The 21906-nt window shown below is 66.7% G+C and carries 20 protein-coding genes; 14 read left to right on the top strand and 6 right to left on the bottom strand.

The window, feature by feature from the left end; genetic code table 11:
- Positions 1-199: 199 nt before the first annotated feature.
- From HQN78_RS09285 to fmdA, 11 genes are all read left to right on the top strand, one after another.
- A complete protein-coding gene (locus tag HQN78_RS09285; RefSeq protein ID WP_107799492.1) occupies positions 200-1246 on the top strand; it encodes a glycine betaine/L-proline ABC transporter ATP-binding protein in 1047 nt (348 codons plus the stop codon).
- Positions 1247-1326: 80 nt separating this feature from the next.
- The gene (locus HQN78_RS09280) at positions 1327-2190 is read left to right on the top strand and encodes a proline/glycine betaine ABC transporter permease (protein WP_235089133.1); all 864 of its coding nucleotides are present in this window, start codon (positions 1327-1329) and stop codon (positions 2188-2190) included.
- A 118-nt stretch (positions 2191-2308) separates the two neighbouring features.
- The gene (locus HQN78_RS09275) at positions 2309-3295 is read left to right on the top strand and encodes a GlxA family transcriptional regulator (RefSeq protein ID WP_107799490.1); all 987 of its coding nucleotides are present in this window, start codon (positions 2309-2311) and stop codon (positions 3293-3295) included.
- A gap of 134 nt (positions 3296-3429) precedes the next feature.
- Positions 3430-4368, top strand: a complete 939-nt coding sequence (locus HQN78_RS09270) for a choline ABC transporter substrate-binding protein (protein ID WP_107801816.1) — start codon at positions 3430-3432, stop codon at positions 4366-4368.
- 131 nt (positions 4369-4499) lie between these two features.
- Positions 4500-5693 carry a formaldehyde dehydrogenase, glutathione-independent gene (gene fdhA, locus HQN78_RS09265; protein WP_107799489.1) on the top strand — a complete coding sequence of 398 codons (1194 nt, stop codon included), beginning with the start codon at positions 4500-4502 and terminating at the stop codon, positions 5691-5693.
- Positions 5677-6384 (top strand): hypothetical protein, encoded by a 708-nt coding sequence (locus HQN78_RS09260; protein WP_235089131.1) that lies wholly within the window; start codon positions 5677-5679, stop codon positions 6382-6384. The genes fdhA and HQN78_RS09260 overlap by 17 nt, the downstream gene beginning before the upstream one ends.
- On the top strand, positions 6375-6860 hold the full coding sequence (locus HQN78_RS09255) for a formate dehydrogenase subunit gamma (protein ID WP_235089128.1): 486 nt from the start codon (positions 6375-6377) through the stop codon (positions 6858-6860). The genes HQN78_RS09260 and HQN78_RS09255 overlap by 10 nt, the downstream gene beginning before the upstream one ends.
- Complete coding sequence (locus HQN78_RS09250; RefSeq protein ID WP_235089126.1) at positions 6854-8422, top strand: NADH-quinone oxidoreductase subunit NuoF; 1569 nt, start codon at positions 6854-6856, stop codon at positions 8420-8422. The genes HQN78_RS09255 and HQN78_RS09250 overlap by 7 nt, the downstream gene beginning before the upstream one ends.
- Positions 8419-11292 carry a formate dehydrogenase subunit alpha gene (gene fdhF / locus HQN78_RS09245; protein ID WP_235089125.1) on the top strand — a complete coding sequence of 958 codons (2874 nt, stop codon included), beginning with the start codon at positions 8419-8421 and terminating at the stop codon, positions 11290-11292. The genes HQN78_RS09250 and fdhF overlap by 4 nt, the downstream gene beginning before the upstream one ends.
- Positions 11289-11525: a formate dehydrogenase subunit delta gene (locus tag HQN78_RS09240; protein WP_235089124.1), complete on the top strand. Its 237-nt coding sequence runs from the start codon at positions 11289-11291 to the stop codon at positions 11523-11525. The genes fdhF and HQN78_RS09240 overlap by 4 nt, the downstream gene beginning before the upstream one ends.
- Before the next feature lie 336 nt (positions 11526-11861).
- Positions 11862-13082 (top strand): formamidase, encoded by a 1221-nt coding sequence (gene fmdA / locus HQN78_RS09235; protein WP_235089123.1) that lies wholly within the window; start codon positions 11862-11864, stop codon positions 13080-13082.
- A 114-nt stretch (positions 13083-13196) separates the two neighbouring features.
- Here fmdA and HQN78_RS09230 read toward each other — a convergent pair whose 3' ends face one another.
- Entirely contained in the window at positions 13197-14123 is a 927-nt protein-coding gene (locus HQN78_RS09230; protein WP_107799482.1) for a LysR substrate-binding domain-containing protein, read from the bottom strand.
- 109 nt (positions 14124-14232) lie between these two features.
- On the opposite strand from HQN78_RS09230, the gene HQN78_RS09225 reads away from it, so the two are divergent.
- Positions 14233-14841 (top strand): FMN-dependent NADH-azoreductase, encoded by a 609-nt coding sequence (locus HQN78_RS09225; RefSeq protein ID WP_227103750.1) that lies wholly within the window; start codon positions 14233-14235, stop codon positions 14839-14841.
- Positions 14842-14969: 128 nt separating this feature from the next.
- On the opposite strand, the gene HQN78_RS09220 is transcribed toward HQN78_RS09225, so the two are convergent.
- From HQN78_RS09220 to HQN78_RS09200, 5 genes are all read right to left on the bottom strand, one after another.
- A complete protein-coding gene (locus HQN78_RS09220) occupies positions 14970-15587 on the bottom strand; it encodes a hypothetical protein (RefSeq protein ID WP_233246681.1) in 618 nt (205 codons plus the stop codon).
- A 72-nt stretch (positions 15588-15659) separates the two neighbouring features.
- Positions 15660-16448, bottom strand: coding sequence for an ABC transporter substrate-binding protein (locus HQN78_RS09215; RefSeq protein ID WP_107799480.1), 789 nt, complete (start codon positions 16446-16448; stop codon positions 15660-15662).
- Positions 16449-16518: 70 nt separating this feature from the next.
- Positions 16519-17304, bottom strand: coding sequence for an ABC transporter substrate-binding protein (locus HQN78_RS09210; protein WP_235089122.1), 786 nt, complete (start codon positions 17302-17304; stop codon positions 16519-16521).
- An 80-nt stretch (positions 17305-17384) separates the two neighbouring features.
- Complete coding sequence (locus HQN78_RS09205) at positions 17385-18872, bottom strand: aldehyde dehydrogenase (RefSeq protein ID WP_235089121.1); 1488 nt, start codon at positions 18870-18872, stop codon at positions 17385-17387.
- Positions 18873-19202: 330 nt separating this feature from the next.
- Entirely contained in the window at positions 19203-19748 is a 546-nt protein-coding gene (locus tag HQN78_RS09200) for a cupin domain-containing protein (protein WP_048412316.1), read from the bottom strand.
- A 211-nt stretch (positions 19749-19959) separates the two neighbouring features.
- Between HQN78_RS09200 and ald the strand changes: the two genes are divergently transcribed.
- Positions 19960-21084, top strand: a complete 1125-nt coding sequence (ald, locus tag HQN78_RS09195) for an alanine dehydrogenase (protein ID WP_107799477.1) — start codon at positions 19960-19962, stop codon at positions 21082-21084.
- Between the two features lie 19 nt (positions 21085-21103).
- Positions 21104-21898, top strand: a complete 795-nt coding sequence (locus HQN78_RS09190; protein ID WP_107799476.1) for a gamma-glutamyl-gamma-aminobutyrate hydrolase family protein — start codon at positions 21104-21106, stop codon at positions 21896-21898.
- The last annotated feature ends 8 nt before the right edge of the window (positions 21899-21906 follow it).

The raw sequence follows: 21906 nt of genomic DNA, 5'->3' as shown, positions 1-21906 counted from the left end.
GCCGGCCGGGCCGGAGACGAAAGCCGGCGCTGGATTTGGCGGCCAGGCCTATGCCGGCCGGTTTTGCGCGCGGATGTCGGATTTGGACGGCTTGTTGTCGGAATACCCTTACTTGGCCCAGCCCTTCCTTCCTATCTTGAACCTTGATTTACATTAAACATTCTTCGAATTGTCAGCGGCCGCGCCGAAGGGAGCCGGGATGCAAACGATCAAGGTCGAGGTCAGAAACCTCCACAAGGTGTTCGGCGGCAAGCCGGCGGAAGTGATGTCCTTGCTGCGGGCCGGCGAGAGCAAGGACGAGGTGTTTCGGCGCACCGGGGCGGTGGTGGGCGTCAACGACGTGTCGTTCTCGGTGCGCGCCGGCGAAATCTTCGTGCTGATGGGCCTGTCCGGCTCCGGCAAATCCACGCTGATCCGCCTGATCAACCGCTTGCTGGAGCCCAGCGCCGGCCAGATCCTGCTGGACGGCCAGGACCTGACCCGGCTGTCGCCCAGGCAATTGGTGGCCTTGCGCCGCCGCGACATGAGCATGGTGTTCCAGAGCTTCGCGCTGATGCCGCACCGCACGGTGCTGGACAACGCCGCCTTCGGCCTGGAAGTGGCCGGCCTCGGGCGCAAGGCCCGCGAGGCGCGGGCGCGGGAAGTGCTGGAGCAAGTGGGGCTGGCCGCCTTCGCCGGCAAGTATCCGCATCAGCTCTCCGGCGGCATGCAGCAGCGGGTGGGCCTGGTGCGCGCGCTGGCGGTCAATCCCTCGCTGATGCTGATGGACGAGGCCTTCTCGGCGCTGGACCCGCTCAAGCGCGCCGAGTTGCAGGACTTGCTGCTGCAATTGCAGCGCGAGCAGCGCCGCACCATCGTCTTCGTCTCCCATGATCTGGAAGAGGCGCTGCGCATCGGCAGCCGCATCGCCATCATGGAGGGCGGCCGGCTGGTGCAGGTGGGCAGCCCGCGCGAAATCATCGAATGCCCGGCCGACGACTATGTGCGCAACTTCTTCAAGAGCGTGGACACCTCGCGCTATCTGCAGGCCAAGGATCTGATCGAAGCCGCGCCGCCGCCGCGCGCGACGGCCGCTCCGCACGTGGAGCCGTCCTGTAGCCTGTCCGATGTGCTGTTGCGGCTCCAGGGGCAGGCCGAACCGCTGCAGGTGCGCGACGACGACGGCCGCTGCCTGGGCGTGATCACCCCCAGCAGCGTGCTCAACAAGCTGTCCCAGCACCGCCCTAGCGCGGCCGCCCACCACTGAACCCCAACGGGCGTCGCCGGCGCGGGGGCGTGTGGCTCTCGCCGTCCTGAGCGCGTCCGGCGAGACGAGGAGCACGCCGCATGGCCGACACCAGTCCCCAATCCCCGCTGCCGATAGGCAGCTGGGTCAACCAGATCATCCATTTTCTGCTGGAAAACAACGCCGGGGCCTTCGACGCCGTCGGCGGCGGCATCGACTGGTTCGCCACCCAGGTGGAGGCCTTGCTGCAGGGCGTGCCGCCATGGGCGCTGGCCGGCGTGTTCGCCGGCGTCGGCCTGTGGCGGCTGGGCTGGAAGTTCGCCGTCTTCGTCTGCGCGGCGCTGGGTCTGATCTGGGCCACCGGCTTCTGGAGCCAGACCGTCGCCACGCTGGCGCTGACCCTGTCCGCCACCTGCGTCAGCCTGATGCTGGGCGTGCCGCTGGGCATCTGCTGCGCGCGCTGGCGCTGGGTCAACGCCCTGGTCCGGCCGGCGCTGGACTTCATGCAGACCATGCCGGCTTTCGTTTATCTGATTCCCGCGGCAATGTTCTTCGGACTGGGGCGGGTGCCGGGCATCCTGGCCACGGTGGTGTTCGCGGTACCGCCGGCGGTGCGCTTGACCAATCTGGGCATCCGCCAGGTGAACCGGGAGCAGGTGGAGGCGGGCAACGCCTTTGGCTGCACCTCTTGGCAATTGCTGTTCAAGGTGCAGCTGCCCATCGCGCTGCCGTCCATCATGGCCGGGGTCAATCAGACCATCATGATGGCGCTGTCCATGGTGATCATCGCCTCCATGGTGGGGGCCGGCGGCCTGGGCAACGATGTCCTGGCCAGCATACAGCGGCTGGACGTCGGCCTCGGTTTCGAGAGCGGGCTGGCGGTGGTGCTGCTGGCCATCATCCTGGACCGGATCACCGAAAGCTTCGGTCGCGCGCCGGAAGCGGGCGCCGCGGCCGACGGCTGAGGATGAAACAGGAGGAAACCAGGGACGAAACAATACCTGCGCAACGGTTTTCAAGGCCGGCTGCGAACCGCTTCGGAGCAGAACAACAATCCTCGCAACGCACACATTGGAGGTCGTGATGGGACCGCAACAGATCGCCTCGTTGTCGCATATCGCCTTTTTGCTGCTGGACCGGTTTTCAATGATCGCGTTCTCCAACGCGGTGGAGCCGTTGCGCATGGCCAACTACCTGTCGCGCAAGAAGCTGTACCGCTGGAGTCTGCTGTCGGCGGATGGCGAGCCGGTCAGCGCCAGCAACGGCCTGAGCCTGTCGCCGATCTCCGCGCCGGGCCCTCCGCAACAGTACGACATGCTCATCGTCTGCGGCGGCTGCCAGGTGCGCGAGGCGGCCACCGACAAGGTGCAGGCGCTTATCCGCCGCTTCGCCGCCCAGGGCGTGCCGCTGGGATCGATCTGCACCGGCACCTTCGCGCTGGCCCGGGCCGGGGTGCTGAACGGCTACCGCTGCGCCATCCATTGGGAAAACCTGCTGTCCATCAGCGAGGAATTCCCCCGCACCCGGTTCACCTCGGACCTGTTTGTGCTGGACCGGGACCGCTTCACCTGTAGCGGCGGCACCGCGCCGCTGGATTTCATGTGCCATCTGATCCGCCACAAGGGCGGCAAGAGCCTGGCGGCCGACGTCTCGGTGCAATTCATCGTGGACCGGCTGCGCGACGACGGCGACCGCCAGCACATCCCGCTGCTGGCGCGCATCGGCACTGGGCACGAAGCCTTGCTGGACGCCGCCTTGTCGATGGAGAGCAATATCGAGAACCCGCGCTCGCTGGAACATCTGGCGGCGGAGCTGGGCGTGTCGCTGCGCCATCTGGAGCGCTTGTTCAAGCGTTATCTGAGCACCACGCCGGCGCAATACTATTTGGATCTCCGCCTGCGCCGGGCGCGTGAACTGCTGCTGCAAACCAATATGAGCGTGATGGAAGTCACCGTGGCCTGCGGTTTTCTGTCCTCCTCGCATTTTTCCAAGTCCTACCGCGGGCTGTTCGGCTACCCGCCCAGCCGCGAGCGGCAGCAATACCTGGTGGCGGCTGGGGCCATCGCCTGAACGCCTGTTCAAGGCCGGCCGCGCCTTGTCTCGTTCCGGCTCGCGAGACCTTGAACGGGTGCTGGAAACCAATTGGCGGCGCGGCAGCGGCCGCCGGGCGGACTCTCGCCATCATCGCTGCCCGGGAGGAAGGGATGAATCGATTCAAAGCAATGTCCGCGGCGCTGCTGCTGGCCATCGCCGGCAGCGCGGCGGCACGGGAGCCGGCCGCCTGCCGCAATGTGCGTTTCGCCGATGTCGGCTGGACCGACATCGCGGCCACCACCGGCATGGCCAGCGTGGTGTTGGAGGCGCTGGGCTACCGCCCCAGCGTGACCATGGCCTCGGTGCCCATCGCCTTCTCCGGGCTGAAGAGCCGGCAGATCGACGTGTTCCTCGGGTATTGGAGCCCGTCGATGACGCCGTTGATCGAACCCTATCTGAAAGCGGGCCAGATCAAGGTGCTGACCGAGCCCAATCTGAGCGGGGCCAAGTACACGCTGGCGGTGCCGGACTACGTGGCCGCCGCCGGCCTGCGGGATTTCAAGGACATCGCCCGTTTCAAGGCGCAGCTGGACGGCAAGATCTACGGCATTGAAGCCGGCAACGACGGCAACCGCCTGATCGACGACATGATCCGCAAGCAACAGTACGGCTTGGGCGGCTTCAAGCTGGTGGAGTCCAGCGAGGCCGGCATGCTGGCCGAACTGGAACGCGCCGAGCGGCGGAAGAAATGGATGGTGTTCCTGGCCTGGGAGCCGCACCCGATGAACGTCAGGCACAAGCTGCGCTATCTGTCCGGCGGCGACGCGGTGTTCGGCCCCAATTTCGGCGCGGCCAGGGTCTTCACCGCGCTGCCGCCGGATTACGAAGCGCGTTGCGCCAATGTCGGCCGCTTGCTGCGCAATCTGCGCTTCAGCACCGATATGGAAAACCGGGTGATGGGGCCGATCATGGACAAGATCAGGCCGGAGGTGGCGGCGCGGGAGTATTTGAAAAAGAACCCGGCGGTGCTGACGAGCTGGCTGGCGGGAGTGGACACCTTCGACGGCCGGCCTGGGCTGAGCGTCGTCGGCCAGGCGCTGGCGCGCTGAGAACCTGTTTACGATCGTGGCGCGTTTGATCGCAAAGGGGTCGCTTTGACTCAAGGCCGGCGTCGCTTTCTTTCCTAGCATCGGGAGCAGATGTCGCCGGTATCCGCCGGCGCGGCAGCGAGGAGACGATGATGACAGGCAATCGCGGAGTGGTGTACCTGGCGCCGGGCCAGGTGGAAGTGCGGTCCATACCCTTTCCGGAACTGGCGTCCCCGGCCGGGCGCAAGCTCGGCCACGGCGTCATTCTCAAGGTGCTGAGCACCAATATCTGCGGCTCGGACCAGCATATGGTGCGCGGCCGCACCACGGCCCCGGCTGGTCTGGTGCTGGGGCATGAAATCACCGGCGAGGTGATAGAGACGGGCGGCGATGTGGAAACGCTGCGCATCGGCGATCTGGTGTCGGTGCCGTTCAATGTGGCGTGCGGACGCTGCCGCTGCTGCAAGGAGCAGGATACCGGCGTGTGCCTGTCGGTGAACCCGGCGCGGGCCGGCGGCGCTTACGGCTACGTCGACATGGGCGGCTGGGTGGGCGGCCAGGCGGAATACGTGATGGTGCCTTACGCCGACTTCAACCTGCTGAAATTTCCGGACCGGGATCAGGCGCTGGCCAAGATTCGAGACCTGACCTGCTTGTCCGACATCCTGCCCACCGGCTATCACGGCGCGGTGTCGGCCGGCGTGGGGCCGGGCAGCACGGTCTACGTGGCCGGCGCGGGCCCGGTGGGTTTGGCGGCGGCGGCTTCCGCGCGCCTGCTGGGCGCGGCGGTGGTCATCGTCGGCGACGTCAATCCGGCGCGGCTGGCCCATGCCCGCGCCGTCGGCTTTGAAACCGCGGATCTGTCGCAGGACGCGACGCTGGGCGAGCAGATCGCCGCCATCCTGGGCGTGCCGGAGGTGGATTGCGCGATCGACGCCGTCGGTTTCGAGGCGCGCGGCCACGGCCACGCGGCCTCGCGGCAGGAGGCGCCGGCCACCGTGCTCAACGCCTTGATGGAAGTGACGCGCGAGGCCGGGCGCATCGGCATTCCCGGGCTCTACGTGACCGACGACCCCGGCGCGGTGGACGAGGCGGCCAAGCAGGGCAGCCTGTCGGTGCGCTTTGGCCTGGGCTGGGCCAAGTCGCACAGCTTCTTCACCGGCCAGACTCCGGTGATGAAGTACAACCGCGCGCTGATGCAGGCGATTCTGTGGGACCGCATTCCCATCGCCGAAGTGGTGGGCGTGGAGATCATCAGCCTGGACAACGCGCCCAGAGGCTACGCCGAGTTCGACGGCGGCGCGCCGAAGAAATTCGTCATCGATCCGCATGGGCAGTTGCGTTAGCCTGCTCTGTTGGCTGGGCATGGGCGGCCTGGTCCTGGACGCGCAGGCTTGGGATGTGTCCGCGACCAGCCCGCTGCCCGGCGGCATCGCGCCGGGGCAGCGCATGGTGGCGCCCAGGTCGAGCCTGGGTCCCGGGCTGCCGTCAACGTCCTTGACGAGCGACGTCTCTCCGCCGGAGGACGAAGCCGCGCTGCTCTCCAGCGCCTGTCGGAACCGCCACTTGAACCCCGAGGCGATTCGGGCGCATGCTAAATCCCGGCTCAGCGACATCAGCGCCAGCGAGTTGAGCGCTTACCGCCTTGAAGGCATCGTGCCGCAGGGGCCGAACCGGCGCGGGCCCTGGAGCAGCTTCGACTGGGTGTTCACCCGGCCCGACGGCGTGTTGCTGGTGTTGAGCGAATGGGATTTCGTCGCCGACGGCGGCGGCGTGCTGGCGCTGCGGGAAGACATGAATATGAGCGTGCGGGGCCATCCGGCCCGTTTTCAGCTCAGGAGCACGCCCTCCGGCAAGCCGGTGTCCGAGCTGAGCTGGGCCAGCCGGCAAAAGCTTTACAGCCTCAAAGTATGGGACGAGGTCGGCCCCGATGCGTGGCAAACCTATAATTCGGCTTGGCTGCTGCGTTTGGCCGAGCAGATCAGGGAAGCGAAGCGGGGGCCTGTTTGCACTCACTGGGAATCTCCATGTCCTTGACCGCGGAACAACAGGCGCGCATCGCCGCGCTGGTATCGGATCATCAAACGCAGCCGGGCGGTTTGCTGCCCTTGCTGCACGCCGTGCAGGACGAGTTGGGCCATGTGCCGGACGCCGCGACGCCGGACATCGCCCGTGCCTTCCGCCTGAGCCAGGCCGAAGTGCGCGGCGTGCTCAGCTTCTACCACGACTTCCGCGACGAGCCGCCGGCGCGCCATGAGCTGCGGCTATGTCGGGCGGAGGCCTGTCAGAGCATGGGTTCGGAGGCGCTGGCGCAAAGGCTGCGGGCGCGCACCGGTCTGGACGACGCCGGCCGCAGCGCCGACGGCGGCCTGGAACTGCGGCCGGTGTACTGTCTGGGCGCCTGCGCCTGCGCGCCGGCCTTGCTGCTGGACGGCGAATTGCACGCGCGGATCGACGCCGCCGCGTTGGACGCCTTGCTGGCCGGCTGTCTGGAGGAGGGCGGCGCATGCTGACCTTCCATCTACCCTGTGATTCCGCGGCGCGGGCGCTGGGCGCGGACCGGACCGCGCGGGCGCTGGCCGAGGCGGCGGCGCGACGCGGCCTGGAAGTGGACATCCGGCGCAATAGTTCGCGCGGCCTGTACTGGCTGGAGCCCTTGCTGGAAATGGACACGCCGCAAGGCCGCGTCGGCTTCGGGCCCTTGACGGCGGCGCAGGCGGACAGCGTGCTGAGCGCCGTGCTGGAGGCGGACGGCCAGCATCCGCTGGCGCTGGGCTTGCTGGAGCGCCTGCCCTATCTGGCCGGCCAGCAGCGGCTGTTGTTCGCGCGCGCCGGGCTGACCCGTCCCTTGTCGCTGGACGATTATCTGGACCACGGCGGCTATCGCGGCCTGGCCCACGCGCTGGAACTGGGCGGCGAGGGCACGCTGGACTGCGTGCTGGAATCCGGCCTGCGCGGCCGCGGCGGCGCGGCCTTTCCCGCCGGTATCAAATGGCGCACGGTGCGCGAGGCGGCGGCGGACGGCAAATACGTGGTGTGCAACGCCGACGAGGGCGATTCCGGCAGCTTCGCCGACCGCATGCTGATGGAGGGCGACCCCTTTTTGTTGATCGAGGGCATGACTATCGCGGCGCTGGCGGTGGGGGCGACCCGCGGCTACCTCTATGTCCGCTCCGAGTACGCCGCGGCGGCGGAGACGCTGCGGCGGGCGCTGGAGATCGCCCGCCGGCGCGGCTATTTGGGGCCCGATCTGCAAGGCAGCGGCCGCGAGCTGGAACTGGAGCTGCGCCTGGGCGCGGGCGCGTATATCTGCGGCGAAGAAACGGCCATGCTGGAATCGCTGGAGGGCCGGCGAGGCGAAGTCCGGGCCAAGCCGCCGCTGCCCGCGCTCAGCGGCCTGTTCGGCCGTCCCACCCTGGTGCACAACGTGTTGACCCTGGCCTCGGTGCCCACCATCCTGGCCCGCGGCGCGCCGTATTACCGCGATTTCGGGGTGGGCCGCTCGCGCGGCACCATGGCGTTCCAGCTGGCCGGCAATGTGCGGCGCGGCGGCCTGGTGGAGCGCGGCTTCGGCCTGAGCCTGCGCGAGTTGATCGAGGACTACGGCGGCGGCTGCGCCAGCGGCCGGCCGGTCAAGGCGGCGCAGGTGGGCGGGCCGCTGGGCGCCTGGCTGAGCCCGGCGCAGTTCGACACCGCGCTGGACTACGAGGCTTTCGCCGCCGTCGGCGCCATGCTCGGCCACGGCGGCGTGGTGGTGTGCGACGACAGCGTCGACATGGCGCGCATGGCGCGCTTCGCCATGCGGTTTTGCGCCGAGGAGTCTTGCGGCAAGTGCACGCCCTGTCGCATCGGCTCCACCCGCGGCGTGGAGGTGATGGACCGGCTGTTGGCGGCCGGCGACGCCGCGGAGCGGCGCCGGCATTGGACCCTGTTGCGGGATTTGTGCGAGACCATGCGGCACGGTTCGCTGTGCGCGCTGGGCGGTTTGACGCCCTTGCCGGTGCTGAGCGCGGCGCGGGGTTTCCCCGCGGATTTCGGCCTGGACCCGGCCATCGTCGAGGAGGACGCGCCATGAGCTGCCAGTTTGACCCCAAGCCGGTCCCGACGGCGGACCTGGGCACGCCGGCGCGCGAGGGCGCGCCGGTGAGCCTGAGCATAGACGGCGTCGAGATCACCGTGCCGGCCGGCACCTCGGTGCTGCGCGCCGCCGCGCTGCAGGGCGCGCGCCTGCCCAGGCTGTGCGCCACCGACAGCCTGGAGCCGTTCGGCTCCTGTCGCATGTGCCTGGTGGAAATAGACGGCCAGCGCGGCTATCCGGCCGCCTGCACCACGCCGGTGAGCGCGGGCATGGCGGTGCGCACGCAGAGCGAGGCCTTGGCCAGGCTGCGGCGCGGCGTGATGGAACTCTATGTGTCCGACCACCCGCTGGATTGCCTGGGCTGCGCCGCCAACGGCAATTGCGAACTGCAGACCGTGGCCGGCCAGGTGGGGCTGCGCGAAGTGCGCTACGGTCTGGCCGGGGCCAATCATCTGGCCGATGCCAAGGATGAGTCCAATCCTTATTTCGATTACGACCCGGCCAAGTGCATTGTCTGCAACCGCTGCGTGCGCGCTTGCGAGGAAACCCAGGGGACTTTCGCGCTGAGCATCGTCGGCCGCGGCTTCGATTCCCGCGTCCGCGCCGCCGGCGGCGCGGACTTCCTCGGTTCGGAATGCGTGTCCTGCGGCGCCTGCGTGCAAGCCTGTCCCACCGCCACGCTGGTGGAGAAAAGCGTGGTCGCGCAGGGGCAGCCGGAGCGCAGCGTGGCGACCACCTGCGCTTATTGCGGCGTGGGCTGCGGCTTCCGCGCCGAACTCAAGGGCGAGCGCGTGGTGAGAATGACGCCGGACCGGGACGGCCGCGCCAATCACGGCCATTCCTGCGTCAAGGGCCGCTTCGCCTGGGGCTACGCCACCCATCCGGACCGCATCGTCAAACCCATGCTGCGCGCCGGCATCCACGAGCCCTGGCGGGAGGTGAGCTGGGAACAGGCGCTGGAGCATGTGGCCGGCGAGTTCCGCCGCCTGCAGACGCGCTATGGCCGCGACGCCGTCGGCGGCATCAGCTCCAGCCGCTGCACCAATGAGGAAACCTATCTGGTGCAGAAGCTGGTGCGCGCCGCCTTCGGCAACAACAATATCGACACCTGCGCCCGCGTCTGCCACTCGCCCACCGGCTACGGCCTCAAGCAGACTCTGGGCGAATCCGCCGGCACCCAGGATTTCGATTCGGTGCTGAGCGCCGACGTGATCCTGGTGATAGGCGCCAATCCCAGCGACGCCCACCCGGTGTTCGGCTCGCTGCTGCGGCGACGGCTGCGCGAGGGCGCGCGGCTGATCGTCATCGACCCGCGCCGCATCGATCTGGCCGATTCGCCGCACGCGGCGCCGGCGCTGCATCTGGCCTTGCGGCCCGGCAGCAATGTGGCCGTGCTCAACGCGCTGGCCCATGTGCTGGTGAGCGAAAACCTGTTGGATCAAGACTTCATCGCCCAGCGCTGCGAGACCGAGGCCTTCCGGCTCTGGCGCGACTTCGCCGCCGAAGCGGACAATGCGCCGGAGCGCATCGCCGAGGCCAGCGGGGTGCCGGCGGCGCTGATCCGCGAGGCGGCGCGGCTGTACGCGGGCGGCGGCAACGCCGCCATCTACTACGGCCTGGGCGTCACCGAACACAGCCAGGGCAGCACCGCGGTGATGGCCATCGCCAATCTGGCCATGGCCACCGGCAATCTTGGCCGCGCCGGCGTCGGCGTCAACCCGCTGCGCGGCCAGAACAATGTGCAGGGCTCCTGCGACATGGGCTCTTTCCCGCATGAACTGCCCGGCTACCGCCATGTGTCCGACGACGCGGTGCGCGCGCGCTTCGAGGCGGACTGGGGCGTGGACTTGCAGCCGGAGCCGGGGCTGCGGATTCCCAATATGCTGGACGCGGCGCTGGACGGCGGTTTCAAGGGCCTGTACTGCCAGGGCGAGGACATCGCGCAGAGCGACCCCAACACCCAGCACGTGGCCGCCGCGCTGACGGCGATGGAGTGCGTGGTGGTGCAGGACCTGTTTTTGAACGAAACCGCCAAATACGCCCATGTGTTTCTGCCCGGCAGCTCCTTCCTGGAAAAGGACGGCACCTTCACCAATGCCGAGCGGCGCATCTCGCGGGTGCGCCGGGCGATGCGCCCGCTGGCCGGCATGGCGGACTGGGAGGTGACCGCGGCGCTGGCGGCGGCGCTGGGTTATCCGATGGCTTATGCGCACCCTTCGGAAATCATGGACGAGATCGCGCGGCTGACGCCCAGCTTCGCCGGGGTCAGCTACGCCAAGCTGGACCGGCTGGGCAGCCTGCAATGGCCGTGCAACGAGGCGGCGCCCGAGGGCACGCCGGTGATGCACGTCGACCGTTTCTCCCGCGGCCTGGGGCGCTTCGTCGTCACCCGCTACGTGGCGACTTCGGAGCGGGCGGGCAAGCGCTTCCCGCTCTTGCTGACCACCGGGCGGATTCTCAGTCAGTACAATGTCGGCGCGCAGACCCGGCGCACCGAAAACCGGCTCTGGCACGCCGAAGACAGGCTGGAAATCCATCCGGCCGACGCCGAGACGAGGGGCGTCGTCGACGGCGACTGGGTGGCGGTGCACAGCCGCGCCGGCGACACCGCCTTGCGCGCCAAGGTGACCGAACGGGTGGCGCCGGGCGTGGTGTACACCACCTTCCACCACCCGGAGTCCGGCGCCAATGTGGTGACCACCGACAACTCGGATTGGGCCACCAACTGTCCGGAGTACAAGGTCACCGCGGTGGAGGTGAGGAAGACCGCGCGGCCATCGGAGTGGCAGCGCCGTTTCCATGGCTTCGGCGATGAGCAGCAAAGACTGCTGGCCGCCGGGCGGCGGACGGGGAGCCAGACGGAATGAGGCCGGAGCCGCTGGTGAAGATGGTCAACGAGATCGCGCGCTTCTTCGAGGACGCGCAGGGGGAGGACGCGGCGGTCGAAGTCGCCCAGCATCTGCGGCGTTTCTGGACGCCGGCGATGCGCGCAGGCCTGCTGACGCATTGGCGGAGCGCCGGCGCGGCAAGCGGGCTGGTTCCGCTGGCGGCGCGGGCCTTGGGCTGTTTGGAGCAGATGTCCAACAAGGCCGCTGGCTAAGAGTCTGTTTACGATCTGCTGCGCTTGGCGAGACGTCTCAGGGTGAGTACCGCTTCGAAACGCTGATGTACCACGAGCGTATTCCGCTTCTTCGCTCGTTTTCGCCTTGTCTCGCTTTTGCTCGCGAGACTTGGAACAGGCTCTTAAGAGCTTGTTCAAGATGGCCGGCGCGGCCTGTCGGGCGGCGCCGGCGATACGCAAAAACACGCGGCGCAGGCCGCGGATCGCCGCGGCGTCAGCGTCGCCGGCGCGGGGACGGGCCACAGCCGGCGGCGGCCGGTTGCGGACTTTCGCAAGCGGGGCCCGCGTGGTCCCGACCGTGCCGGAGCAAGCGCCATGACGACTACCCTGATCAAGATCGATCTCGATCAATCCCCTTACGACAATCCGCAGATCCACAACCGCTGGCATCCTGACATCCCCATGGCCTGCTGGGTGCTGCCCGGCGACGACTTCGTGCTGGAGTGCTACGACTGGACCGGCGGCCAGGTGCGCAACGACGATTGCGCCGAGGACATCCGCGACCTGGATCTGAGCGCCGTGCATTTTCTGTCCGGCCCGGTGGGCGTGGCCGGCGCGCAGCCCGGCGATTTGCTGGTGGTGGATTTGCTGGACATCGGCGCCTTGCCGGAGCGGCAATGGGGTTTCAACGGCATTTTCTCGCGCAGCAACGGCGGCGGTTTTCTCAGCGAGCATTTTCCGCACGCGCAAAAGACGATATGGGATTTCCAGGGGCTTTACGCCCGCAGCCGCCATATTCCCGGCGTCCGTTTCGCCGGGCTGATCCATCCCGGCCTGATAGGCTGCCTGCCCAGCCGGCCGTTGCTGGAGGAGTGGAACCGGCGCGAGGCCGAATTGCTGCGCGAGAATCCGCGCGCGGTGGCGCATCTGCCTTTCGCGCCCAGCGCGCATATGGGGCGCTTGGGCGGCGAGACGGCGCGGCGCGCGGCGGAGGAGGCGGCGCGCACGGTGCCGCCGCGCGAGCATGGCGGCAATTGCGACATCAAGGACTTGTCGCGCGGCGCCCGCGTGTTTCTGCCGGTCTATGTCGACGGCGCCGGCCTGTCGGTGGGCGATCTGCACTTCAGCCAGGGCGACGGGGAGATCACCTTTTGCGGCGCCATCGAGATGGCGGGTTGGGCGCATCTGAAGGTGGATCTGATCAAGGGCGGGGTGGCGGCCTACGGCATCCGCAATCCGGTGTTCCAGCCCAGCCCGCTGGCGCCGCGTCACGGCGATTACCTGATTTTCGAGGGCGTGTCGGTGGACGAGCATGGCGGCCAACACTATCTGGATGTGCAAGTGGCTTATCGTCAGGCCTGCCTGAACGCCATCGACTATCTGGGCAAGTTCGGCTATTCGCGCGCCCAGGCCTACAGCATTCTCGGCTGCGCGCCGGTGCAGGGGCATATCAGCGGGGTGGTGGACGTGCCCAACGCCTGCGCCACGCTGTGGCTGCCGACGGACATCTTCGATTTCGACATCCGGCCGCAAGCCGGCGGGCCCCGGCCGCAGCCGCTGGACGGCGTGCCAGTGCCCTTATCCTATGATCTGTAAGAGTCTGGCAATGTCTGCTGCGCTTCGGCGATACGGCGTTGGAAACATCCTCAAAATGCTCATGCGCCGCGCCTACCTTCCGCTTCTTCGCTAGTTTTCGCCTTGTCTCGTCCTTTAAGGCGCGACTTGATAGACCGGGTGGTCCGGCGGAATCAGCTCGGTGGCGAGGAAATCGATGAAGGCGCGCACCGCCGGCAGCAGGCCGCGGCGGGTGGGGAAGGCGGCGTGCAGAATGCCCCAGGGAATGTCGTAGTCCGGCAGCAGCCGCACCAGCTGGCCGGCCTGCAGCGCCTCGTGGCAGACCAGTTCCGGCAGCGCGGCCACGCCCAGGCCGGCGATGGCGGCGTCGCGCAGCACGATCAGGTCGTCGGTCATCAGCCGGGGGCTGTCTATCTGCACGGTGTAGGCGTGGCCGGCCTGATCCAGCAAGGCCCATTGGCCGCGGCCGTCGGGCCGGCTCATGGTCAAGGCCGGCCAGCCGGCCATGTCGGCCGGATGCCTGGGGGCCGGGCGCTCGGCCAGCAAGGCCGGGCTGGCCACCAGGGAGGTCTGGGCGGTGGCCAGCCGGCGCACCACCAGATTGGCGCTGTCCTCGATCACATTGCGCACGCGGATGGCCACATCCACTCCTTCTTCTATCAGGTCCACGCGCCGGTTGCTGGAATCCAGCTGCACCCGCAGCAGCGGGTGGCGGGCCATGAAGCGGGGCAGGGCCGGGGCCAGCAGGGTCTTGGACAGCAGTTCCGGACAGCTGACCTTGATCAGGCCGCGCGGCTCGGCGCTGCTGCGGGCGATGGCCTCGTCGGCGGCTTCGGCTTCCTCCAGCATCGCCTGACAGTGTTGGTAGTACTGCTGGCCGATCTCGGTCAGCGACAGGCGGCGGGTGGTTCTTTGCAGCAGGCGCACGCCCAGCCGCTGCTCCAGCTCCGCCACGCGGCGGGACAGCCGGGATTTGGGGATGCCCAGCACGCGGCCGGCGGCCATGAAGCCGCCGTGCTCAACCACTTTGGCGAAGTAGAGCAGATCGTTCAGGTCCTGCATGATTGTCTCGCTGATGGAACAATGTTTCCGATTTTTGCAGTCTAGTGCGGATTGGTTCGGAAAACTATCATGCAATCACTTTCTCTACCCAGACACCAAGGACCCGACCATGAAACTGTTGCATCTCGACTCCAGCATCCTCGCCGCCAACTCGGTTTCCCGCCAACTGACCGCCGTTGTCGCCGACACCCTGCGCCAGCGTCACGCCAATGTGGAAACCGCTTACCGCGATCTGGCCGGCCAGCCCATCGCCCACCTGTCCGGCGAAATCATCGGCGCCAATTTCACCGCCGAGGCGGACTGGACCGCCACCCAGCGCAGCGAAGCCGCGCTGAGCAATGAGCTGATCGAAGAATTCCTGGCCGCGGACGTGGTGGTGATCGGCGCGCCGATGTACAACTTCTCCATCCCGTCGCAATTGAAAGCCTGGGTGGACCGCGTGGCCGCGTCCGGCCGCACGTTCAAATACACCGAGAACGGCCCGGTGGGCCTGGCCGGCGGCAAGAAGGTGATCGTGGTGTCCTCGCGCGGCGGCGTTTACAGCACCGAGCAGGGCCAGCTGATGGACTTCCAGGAAGACTACCTGAAGACGGTGATGGGCTTCCTGGGCGTGAACGACGTGGCTTTTGTCCGCGCCGAAGCGGTGAATATGGGCGAAGACAAGCGCGCCACCGCCATCCACGCGGCCAAGGACGCCATCGCCAAACTGGCGCTGTAATTCTCCTGCCGCAAACGAAGACAGCCGGCCCTTGATGGGCCGGCTGTTTTGCGTCTGGCGCGAGCGGAGAATCTGCTCAATGCCTTTGTCGGGTTAGCCCGCCGACGCGCAGCAGATCGTAAACGTTCTCAGGGCAGCTTGCAGCTGTCCGACAGCTTGTCCAGCCCCTGCTGCTCGTGGCGGAAACTGGCCTTGGGCGGCGTGTGGCTGTAGTCGAGGGTGACGACGTAGAGGCTGTCGAAGTCGTTCTTGTCCCATTTGGGCACCTTGTCCGCCGAGCCCTTGTCGCCGTAATCCTGCATCAGACTGACGGCGAGTTCGCGCAGCAGCTTGTGCTCCCAGGCGATGTAGACGGTTTTGCCGTGCTGCAGCGGGTTGACCAGTTGCTGTTGCAGCGCGTCGATGGCCTCCATGTCGAAGTTGCTGTTCACCGGCAGGCCCAGGGAGATGGCGGTGGGCTCGATGGTGGCCAGCGGGCGGATGTAGTTGAAGGTGCCGGCGGGGTCCCGGGTCTGGCTGGCGGTGGAGGGCGCGAAGATCTGGTCGGCCCGTCCGTATTTTTTGGGCAGCAGCTTGGCCAGTTCCAAAGAGCGGTTGAAGCCCTTGCAATTGAGCTGGCCGTAGCCGCCCTCGGGTTTTTCACCGTGGCGCAGCATGACCAGCGTCTGGGTCTGCGGCGCCGGGGCGGCGTGCAGCAGGGGGCTGGCCAGCATGGCCAACAGCAGGCTGAGGCGGGAGAGTTTCATCGCGGGGTCCGTTGAGTCGAAACCCGCTCAGTGTCCCGCAGCGGACGGCGGCGGCGCAAGCTGGAACAAGGATCAGGGTTGCAGCTGCAATTGGGCCACGCTGTCCGCGCTCAGGTATTTGCCGAAGATCTTGCGCAGGGCGCCGTCCTTGAGCATTTGCTGCAGCTGGGCCTGCCATTGTTCCGCCTGCTGCGGGCTGAAGGCGCTGTGCGCCAGCATCAGGCCGCCGGCGATGCGTTCCGAGTTGGGGAACAGGTCCAGCACCGTCACCTGGCCGGACAGGGCCGGGGAGTTGAGCCAGCTGTCGTAGCTGAAAGGGTGGGCGAAGGCGGCGGTGACGATGCGTTGGGACAACATGGCGTAGAGGTCGCGTTCGTCGTTGGCCATCACCACCTTGCCGCGTTTGGCCAGTTGTTCGATGAAGGCGTCTTGCTCCGGGCTGTGGCGGTAGCCGCGGATCACGCCCCATTTGACCGCCGGTTCGGCCAGCAACTGCTCCAGGGTGCGCGCGCCGATCTGCTTGGACAGCAAGATCATGTTCTTGCTGTAGAAGTAGGGATAGATCCAGGCGTATTTGCGGCGGTCAGCGGTGGGGATGGTGGAGGTGCCCAGATTCAATTGGCCGTGCTCCAGCATTTTCAGCACGCGGATGCGGGGATAGACGTCTTCCTGGACGATATTGCAACCCAGCCGGCGCGCCAGCTCGTGCACCAGGTCCACGTCATAGCCGTGGCCGTTTTCATAGGCGCTGCCAATCAGGTAGTAACCCACTTTCAGGCCGTCGGCCGGGCAGGGTGAATCGCCCAGCGCCGCCGCCGATGCCAGCGCGCCGCCCAGCAGCGCCGCCCAGTGTGCTTTCATGCCGTTCTCCCGTACGCGTTCCGTTTAGCTATAGCCGGATTCGTCGGGTCTTGCCGCATGCGAGTGATTGTTATTCCAGCATGCCGCGCACGCTGTCTTCGCTCAGGTATTTGCGCAGAATGCGCTGCAGGCTGCCGTCCGCGCGCATCGCGTCCAGTTCCGTCCGCCAGCGGCGCATCTGGGGTTCGCTGAAGCTGCGGTGGGACAGCACCAGGCCGTTCTCCAGGCTGCTGTCGCGGAAGGGGTCCATGACCTTGACTTGCAGCCGGGCGTGCGGCTGGCCGTTGAGCCAGTGGTCGTAGACCTGGGGCTGGGAGAAGGCGGCGGAAATGGAGCCGCTGCGCAGCATGTCCAGCAGGTCTTCCTCGTTGGCGGCGCAGATCAGTTTGTCGCGCTTGGCCATCTGCTGCAGGAAATAGTCCTGCAAGGGGCTGTTGCGGTAGCCGATGACGGCGCCCCATTTCAGCTTGGGGTCGTTCAGCCATTGCTCAGGCGTCTTGCCTTGCACCGCCGGGCTGAGCAGGGTCATGTTGCGGTCGCGGGTATAGGGCAGCACCCAGGCGTAACGCAGCCGCTTTTGCAGCGGGATGGTGGAGGTGGCCAGATTGAGCTTGCCGTGTTGCACCAGCAGCAGCACGCGCAGGCGCGGGTATTCGCGTTCTTCGCGGATCTTGCAGCCCAGCCGGCGCGCCAGTTCGTGGACCAGGTCCACGTCGTAACCCTTGCCGCCTTCATAGGCGGTGGTCGTCGGGTAGTATCCAACCTTCAGCCCCTCCGCCGGACAGGCGGGCGCGGCGGCGCCGGCCTGCGCCGCAGCGGCGCAAAGGCAGAGGAGGGCGGTCAGGTGCTTGCTCATGGCGCTTCCTTTGCCGAGGGTGGACGAAAACAAGACAGGCTGCCGGAAGGGCAGCCTGTCGGCGGCGCTGTAAACGCGGTTTACAGCTTGATCAGCGTGCTCTTCAGCTCAGTGTATTTTTCCAGCGCGTGCAGCGACTTGTCGCGGCCGTTGCCGGATTGCTTGAAGCCGCCGAAGGGGAAGTTCATGTCCCCGCCTTCATCATAGCAATTCACCCACACCGTGCCGGCGCGCAGGCGGCGCGACACCTGGTGCGCGGTGCTGACGTTGGAGGTCCACACCGCGGCCGCCAGGCCGTATTCGGTGTCGTTGGCGATGCGGATGGCGTCTTCCACGTCGTCGAAGGTGATGACGGACAGCACCGGGCCGAAGATCTCCTCGCGGCAGATGGTCAGATCGGCGCTGGGGCAGTCAAACGCCGTCGGTTCGATGAACAGGCCGGTGTCGGCGTGGGCCGGTTTGCCGCCGAACAGCTTCTTGGCGCCCTCGCTGTCCCCCTTGCCGATATAGGACAGCACCTTGTCGTACTGGATGCGGTCCACGATGGCGCCCATATTGGTGGCCGGGTCCAAGGGGTCTTGCGGGTAGTAGCGGGCCGCGGCCGCTTCCAGCTCCTGCAGGAAGCGCGCCTTGATGTCGCGGTGGACCAGCACGCGGGAGCCGGCGGTGCAGACTTCGCCCATATTGTAGAAGATGCCGCCGGCGGCGGCGCGCGCCGCCTGGGCGACGTCCGGGCAGTCCGGCAGGATGATGTTGGGCGATTTGCCGCCCAGCTCCAGCCAGACGCGCTTGAGGTTGGATTGCGCGGCGTAGCCGGCGATCAGCTTGCCCACGCCGGTGGAGCCGGTGAAGGCGACGCAGTCCACGTCCATGTGCAGCGCCAGCAATTTGCCCACGTCGCCGGCGCCGGGCAGCACCTGGAACACGCCGTCGGGAATGCCGGCCTGTTTGGCCAGCGCCGCCAGGCGGATGGCGGTGAGCGGGGATTTTTCCGAGGGCTTGATGATCACCGGGTTGCCGGCCGCCAGCGCCGGGCCAAACTTCCAGCTGGCCATCATGATGGGGTAGTTCCACGGCACGATGGCGGCCACCACGCCGATGGCTTCGCGGGTGACCAGGCCCACCACCTTGGGGTCCACCGGCGCCACTTCGCCGCCTATCTTGTCTATGGCTTCGGCGAACCATTCCACGCAATAGGCGCTGCCGGGCAGGTCCACGCTGAGGGTGTCGCTGATGGGCTTGCCCACGTCCAGGGTTTCCAGCAGGGCCAATTCATCGCCGTGCTCGTAGATCAGCGCGGCGAAGCGCTTGAGGATGCGGCCGCGCTCGCGCGGCGGCAGGCCGGACCAGGCGCCGGAGTCGAAGGCTTGGCGCGCGGCGCGCACCGCGCGCTCCACGTCGGCCTCGCCGCACCAGGCCACGTCGGCCAGCTTCTCGCCGTTGGCGGGGTTGTTGCAGGCAAAGCTTTTGCCGTCTTGCGCCGCGCAGTACTCGCCGGCGATGAAGGCGCGCCCTTCGATCTTCAGTTGAGCGGCGAATTGCTTCCATTCGGCATGCGTTCTAGCCATTTACTCTCTCCTTTGATGATCCTGCGCCGTCCGTTGGCGGCGCCGGTATCGCTTGACGCGGGTTTGACTGCTTTGTCGTCTGTCGTGGGCTTGGAGCCGGCGGGGCGGGCAAAGCTCCCCGGCCTGGCCTTATGGCCTGCTGGTCGCCGGATGCGGTCTTGCCGGCGCTTCTTGTTCTTAATGGTTCTTAGAGCCTGTTCAAAGTCTCGCGAGCAAGGGCGAGACAAGGCGAAAACGAGCGAAAAAGCGGAATGTACTCGTGGTACATGAGCATTTTGAGCTTGTTTTGAACGCCGTATCGCCGAAGCGCAGTAGACATTGAACAGGTTCTTAGAATGTGGGCGGCGAACTGGCGCTGACCACCTCGCAGGTTTCGGCGCCGACGTTGCGAAAGCGATGGGGCAGCCGGCTGTCGAAGTAATACGCGTCGCCCGGCCCCAGGATGCGGCTCTCGTTGTTCACCGTCACTTCTATACTTCCTTTGATGATGACGCCGCCTTCCTGGCCGTCGTGCGTCAACATGTCCGGCCCGGTGTCGGCGCCGGTTTCGTAGACTTCGCGCAGGATGGCGATGTCGCGCTTGTCGTGGGCGGTGCCCACCAGCAGCAGCCGGATCTGCTCATTGCCCAGATTGGGTAATTCGTGGGCCTGGTAGAACACGCGCGCCTGTTCCGGGTCGGAATCAAAGGTGAAAAAATCCGCCAGCGTCATCGGCAGCCCTTCCAGCACCTTTTTCAGCGAGCTGACCGATGGGCTGACCCGATTTTGTTCGATCAGCGAAATGGTGCCGTTGGTGACTCCGGCTCGTTTGGCCAGTTCCCGCTGCGACAGCCCGAAACGATCCCTGACCATGCGTAATCTCGCGCCAACGTCCATGGATTCCTGCTCCGTCAGTATGTTAATAATTTTAGACGCTTTATGATAATTATTTTGTACGGACTCTGCACTACTTGCTGCGACGCAAAATCGAATATCTTTGCATCGGTGGGGTTTATAGTCAGAATCAGAAACAAGGGGCAAGCGTATTGTGAATTTTCTTAAACGCTTGCGCGGCACTTCCGCAACAAATCTAAGTGAGGAGAGCGACATGCTGATCGGTGTTCCCAAGGAGATCAAGAACCACGAGTATCGTGTTGGCCTAACCCCGTCTGGAGTCCGGGAGTTAGTCGCCAACGGTCACAAGGTTTTGGTCCAGACCCAGGCCGGCCTCGCCATCGGTTTCACCGATGAACAGTATATCCAGGCCGGCGCCTCCATTGCCTCCAGCGCCGAAGAAACCTTCGAACGCAGCGACATGATCGTCAAGGTGAAAGAGCCGCAGCCGGTGGAATGCCGGATGCTGCGCCGGGATCAGCTCCTGTTCACCTATCTGCATTTGGCGCCGGACCCGGAGCAGACCAAATTATTGCTGGAATCGGATGCCATCGCCATCGCTTACGAAACCGTCACCGACGAGCGCGGCGGCCTGCCGTTGCTGGCGCCGATGTCGGAAGTGGCCGGCCGCATGGCGATACAGGCCGGCGCGCACGCGCTGGAAAAGGCCCAGGGCGGCCGCGGCGTCTTGCTGGGCGGCGTGCCGGGCGTGGCCCCGGCGCGGGTGGTGGTGATAGGCGGCGGCGTGGTGGGGCTGAACGCCGCGCGCATGGCCATGGGCGCCGGCGCCGAGGTCACCATTCTGGACAAATCGCTGCCGCGCCTGAAGGAAATCGACATGGTGTTCGGCGGCCGCATCAAGACGCTGGTGTCCAACTCCGCCAATATCGAAGACAGCCTGCGCGAGGCGGACCTGGTGATCGGCGCGGTGCTGATTCCGGGCGCGGCGGCGCCCAAGCTGGTGACGCGGCCGATGCTGAAAATCATGAAGCCCGGCGCGGTGCTGGTGGATGTGGCGATAGATCAGGGCGGCTGCTTCGAGACCAGCCGGGCCACCACGCACCAAGACCCCATTTACGTGGTGGACGGCATCGTCCATTACTGCGTGGCCAATATGCCCGGCGGCGTGGCGCGCACCTCCACCCAGGCGCTGACCAACGCCACCTTGCCGTACACGCTGGAGCTGGCCAACAAGGGCTGGCGCCAGGCTTTGCTGGACAACGCCCATCTGCGCAACGGCCTCAACGTCTGCCGCGGCCGGCTCACTTACCAGGCGGTGGCCCAGGCGCTGGGCCACCCGTTCATCGACCCGATCGAAGCCATCAAGGCGGCTTCCTGACCCGTATCAAGGATTCGAAATGTTGCAAGCTATCATCGGCATACCCTGTGACATCAAGATGGTAGGCCCGCTGCCCTTCCACTCCGTGGGCGAGAAATACATCGCCGCCGCGGCCGGCGGCGCCGGCGGCGTACCGGTGCTGCTGCCGGCGCTGGGCGACAAGACCGCGCTGAGAGACGTGCTGGAACTGGTGGACGGCGTGTTGCTGCCGGGCTCCCTGTCCAATGTCGAACCGCACCGCTACGGCGGCGCGCCCAGCCGGCCCGGCACCATGCACGACCCCATGCGCGACGCCACCACGCTGCCGCTGATCCAGCAAGTGCTGGAGCAGGGCATTCCCCTGCTGGGCATCTGCCGCGGCTTCCAGGAAATCAATGTGGCGATGGGCGGCGAACTGTACCAGCACGTGCAGGAAGAAGAAGGCAAGCGCGACCACCGCGAGCCGGACACGCCGGACCTGGACGCGATGTACGCCCTGTCCCACCCGGTGCGCTTCGCCGAGGACGGCCTGCTGCGGCAATGGACCGGCCAGGAGTCCGCCATGGTCAACTCCCTGCACCAGCAGGGCATCAAGCGGCTGTCCGATCGCCTGATCTGCGAGGCCGTCGCCGACGACGGCCTGGTGGAGGCCTACCGCGTGCGCGACGCCAAGGGCTTCGCCTTCGCCGCGCAATGGCATCCGGAATGGAAGTACTGGGACAACCCGCTGTCCATGGCCATCTTCAAAGCATTTGGCGACGCCTGCCGCCAACGCCGCGAACAGCGGCAACGCGGGCCGCAATTAACCGAGACCTTGTGTCACCACTCGGAATAACACACACA

This window comes from Chromobacterium sp. Beijing (assembly GCF_021496765.1).
Taxonomy (GTDB): Bacteria; Pseudomonadota; Gammaproteobacteria; order Burkholderiales; family Chromobacteriaceae; genus Chromobacterium.
Note: the sequence above shows the minus strand (reverse complement) of the source record. Positions and strands in the feature narration are given on the sequence as shown.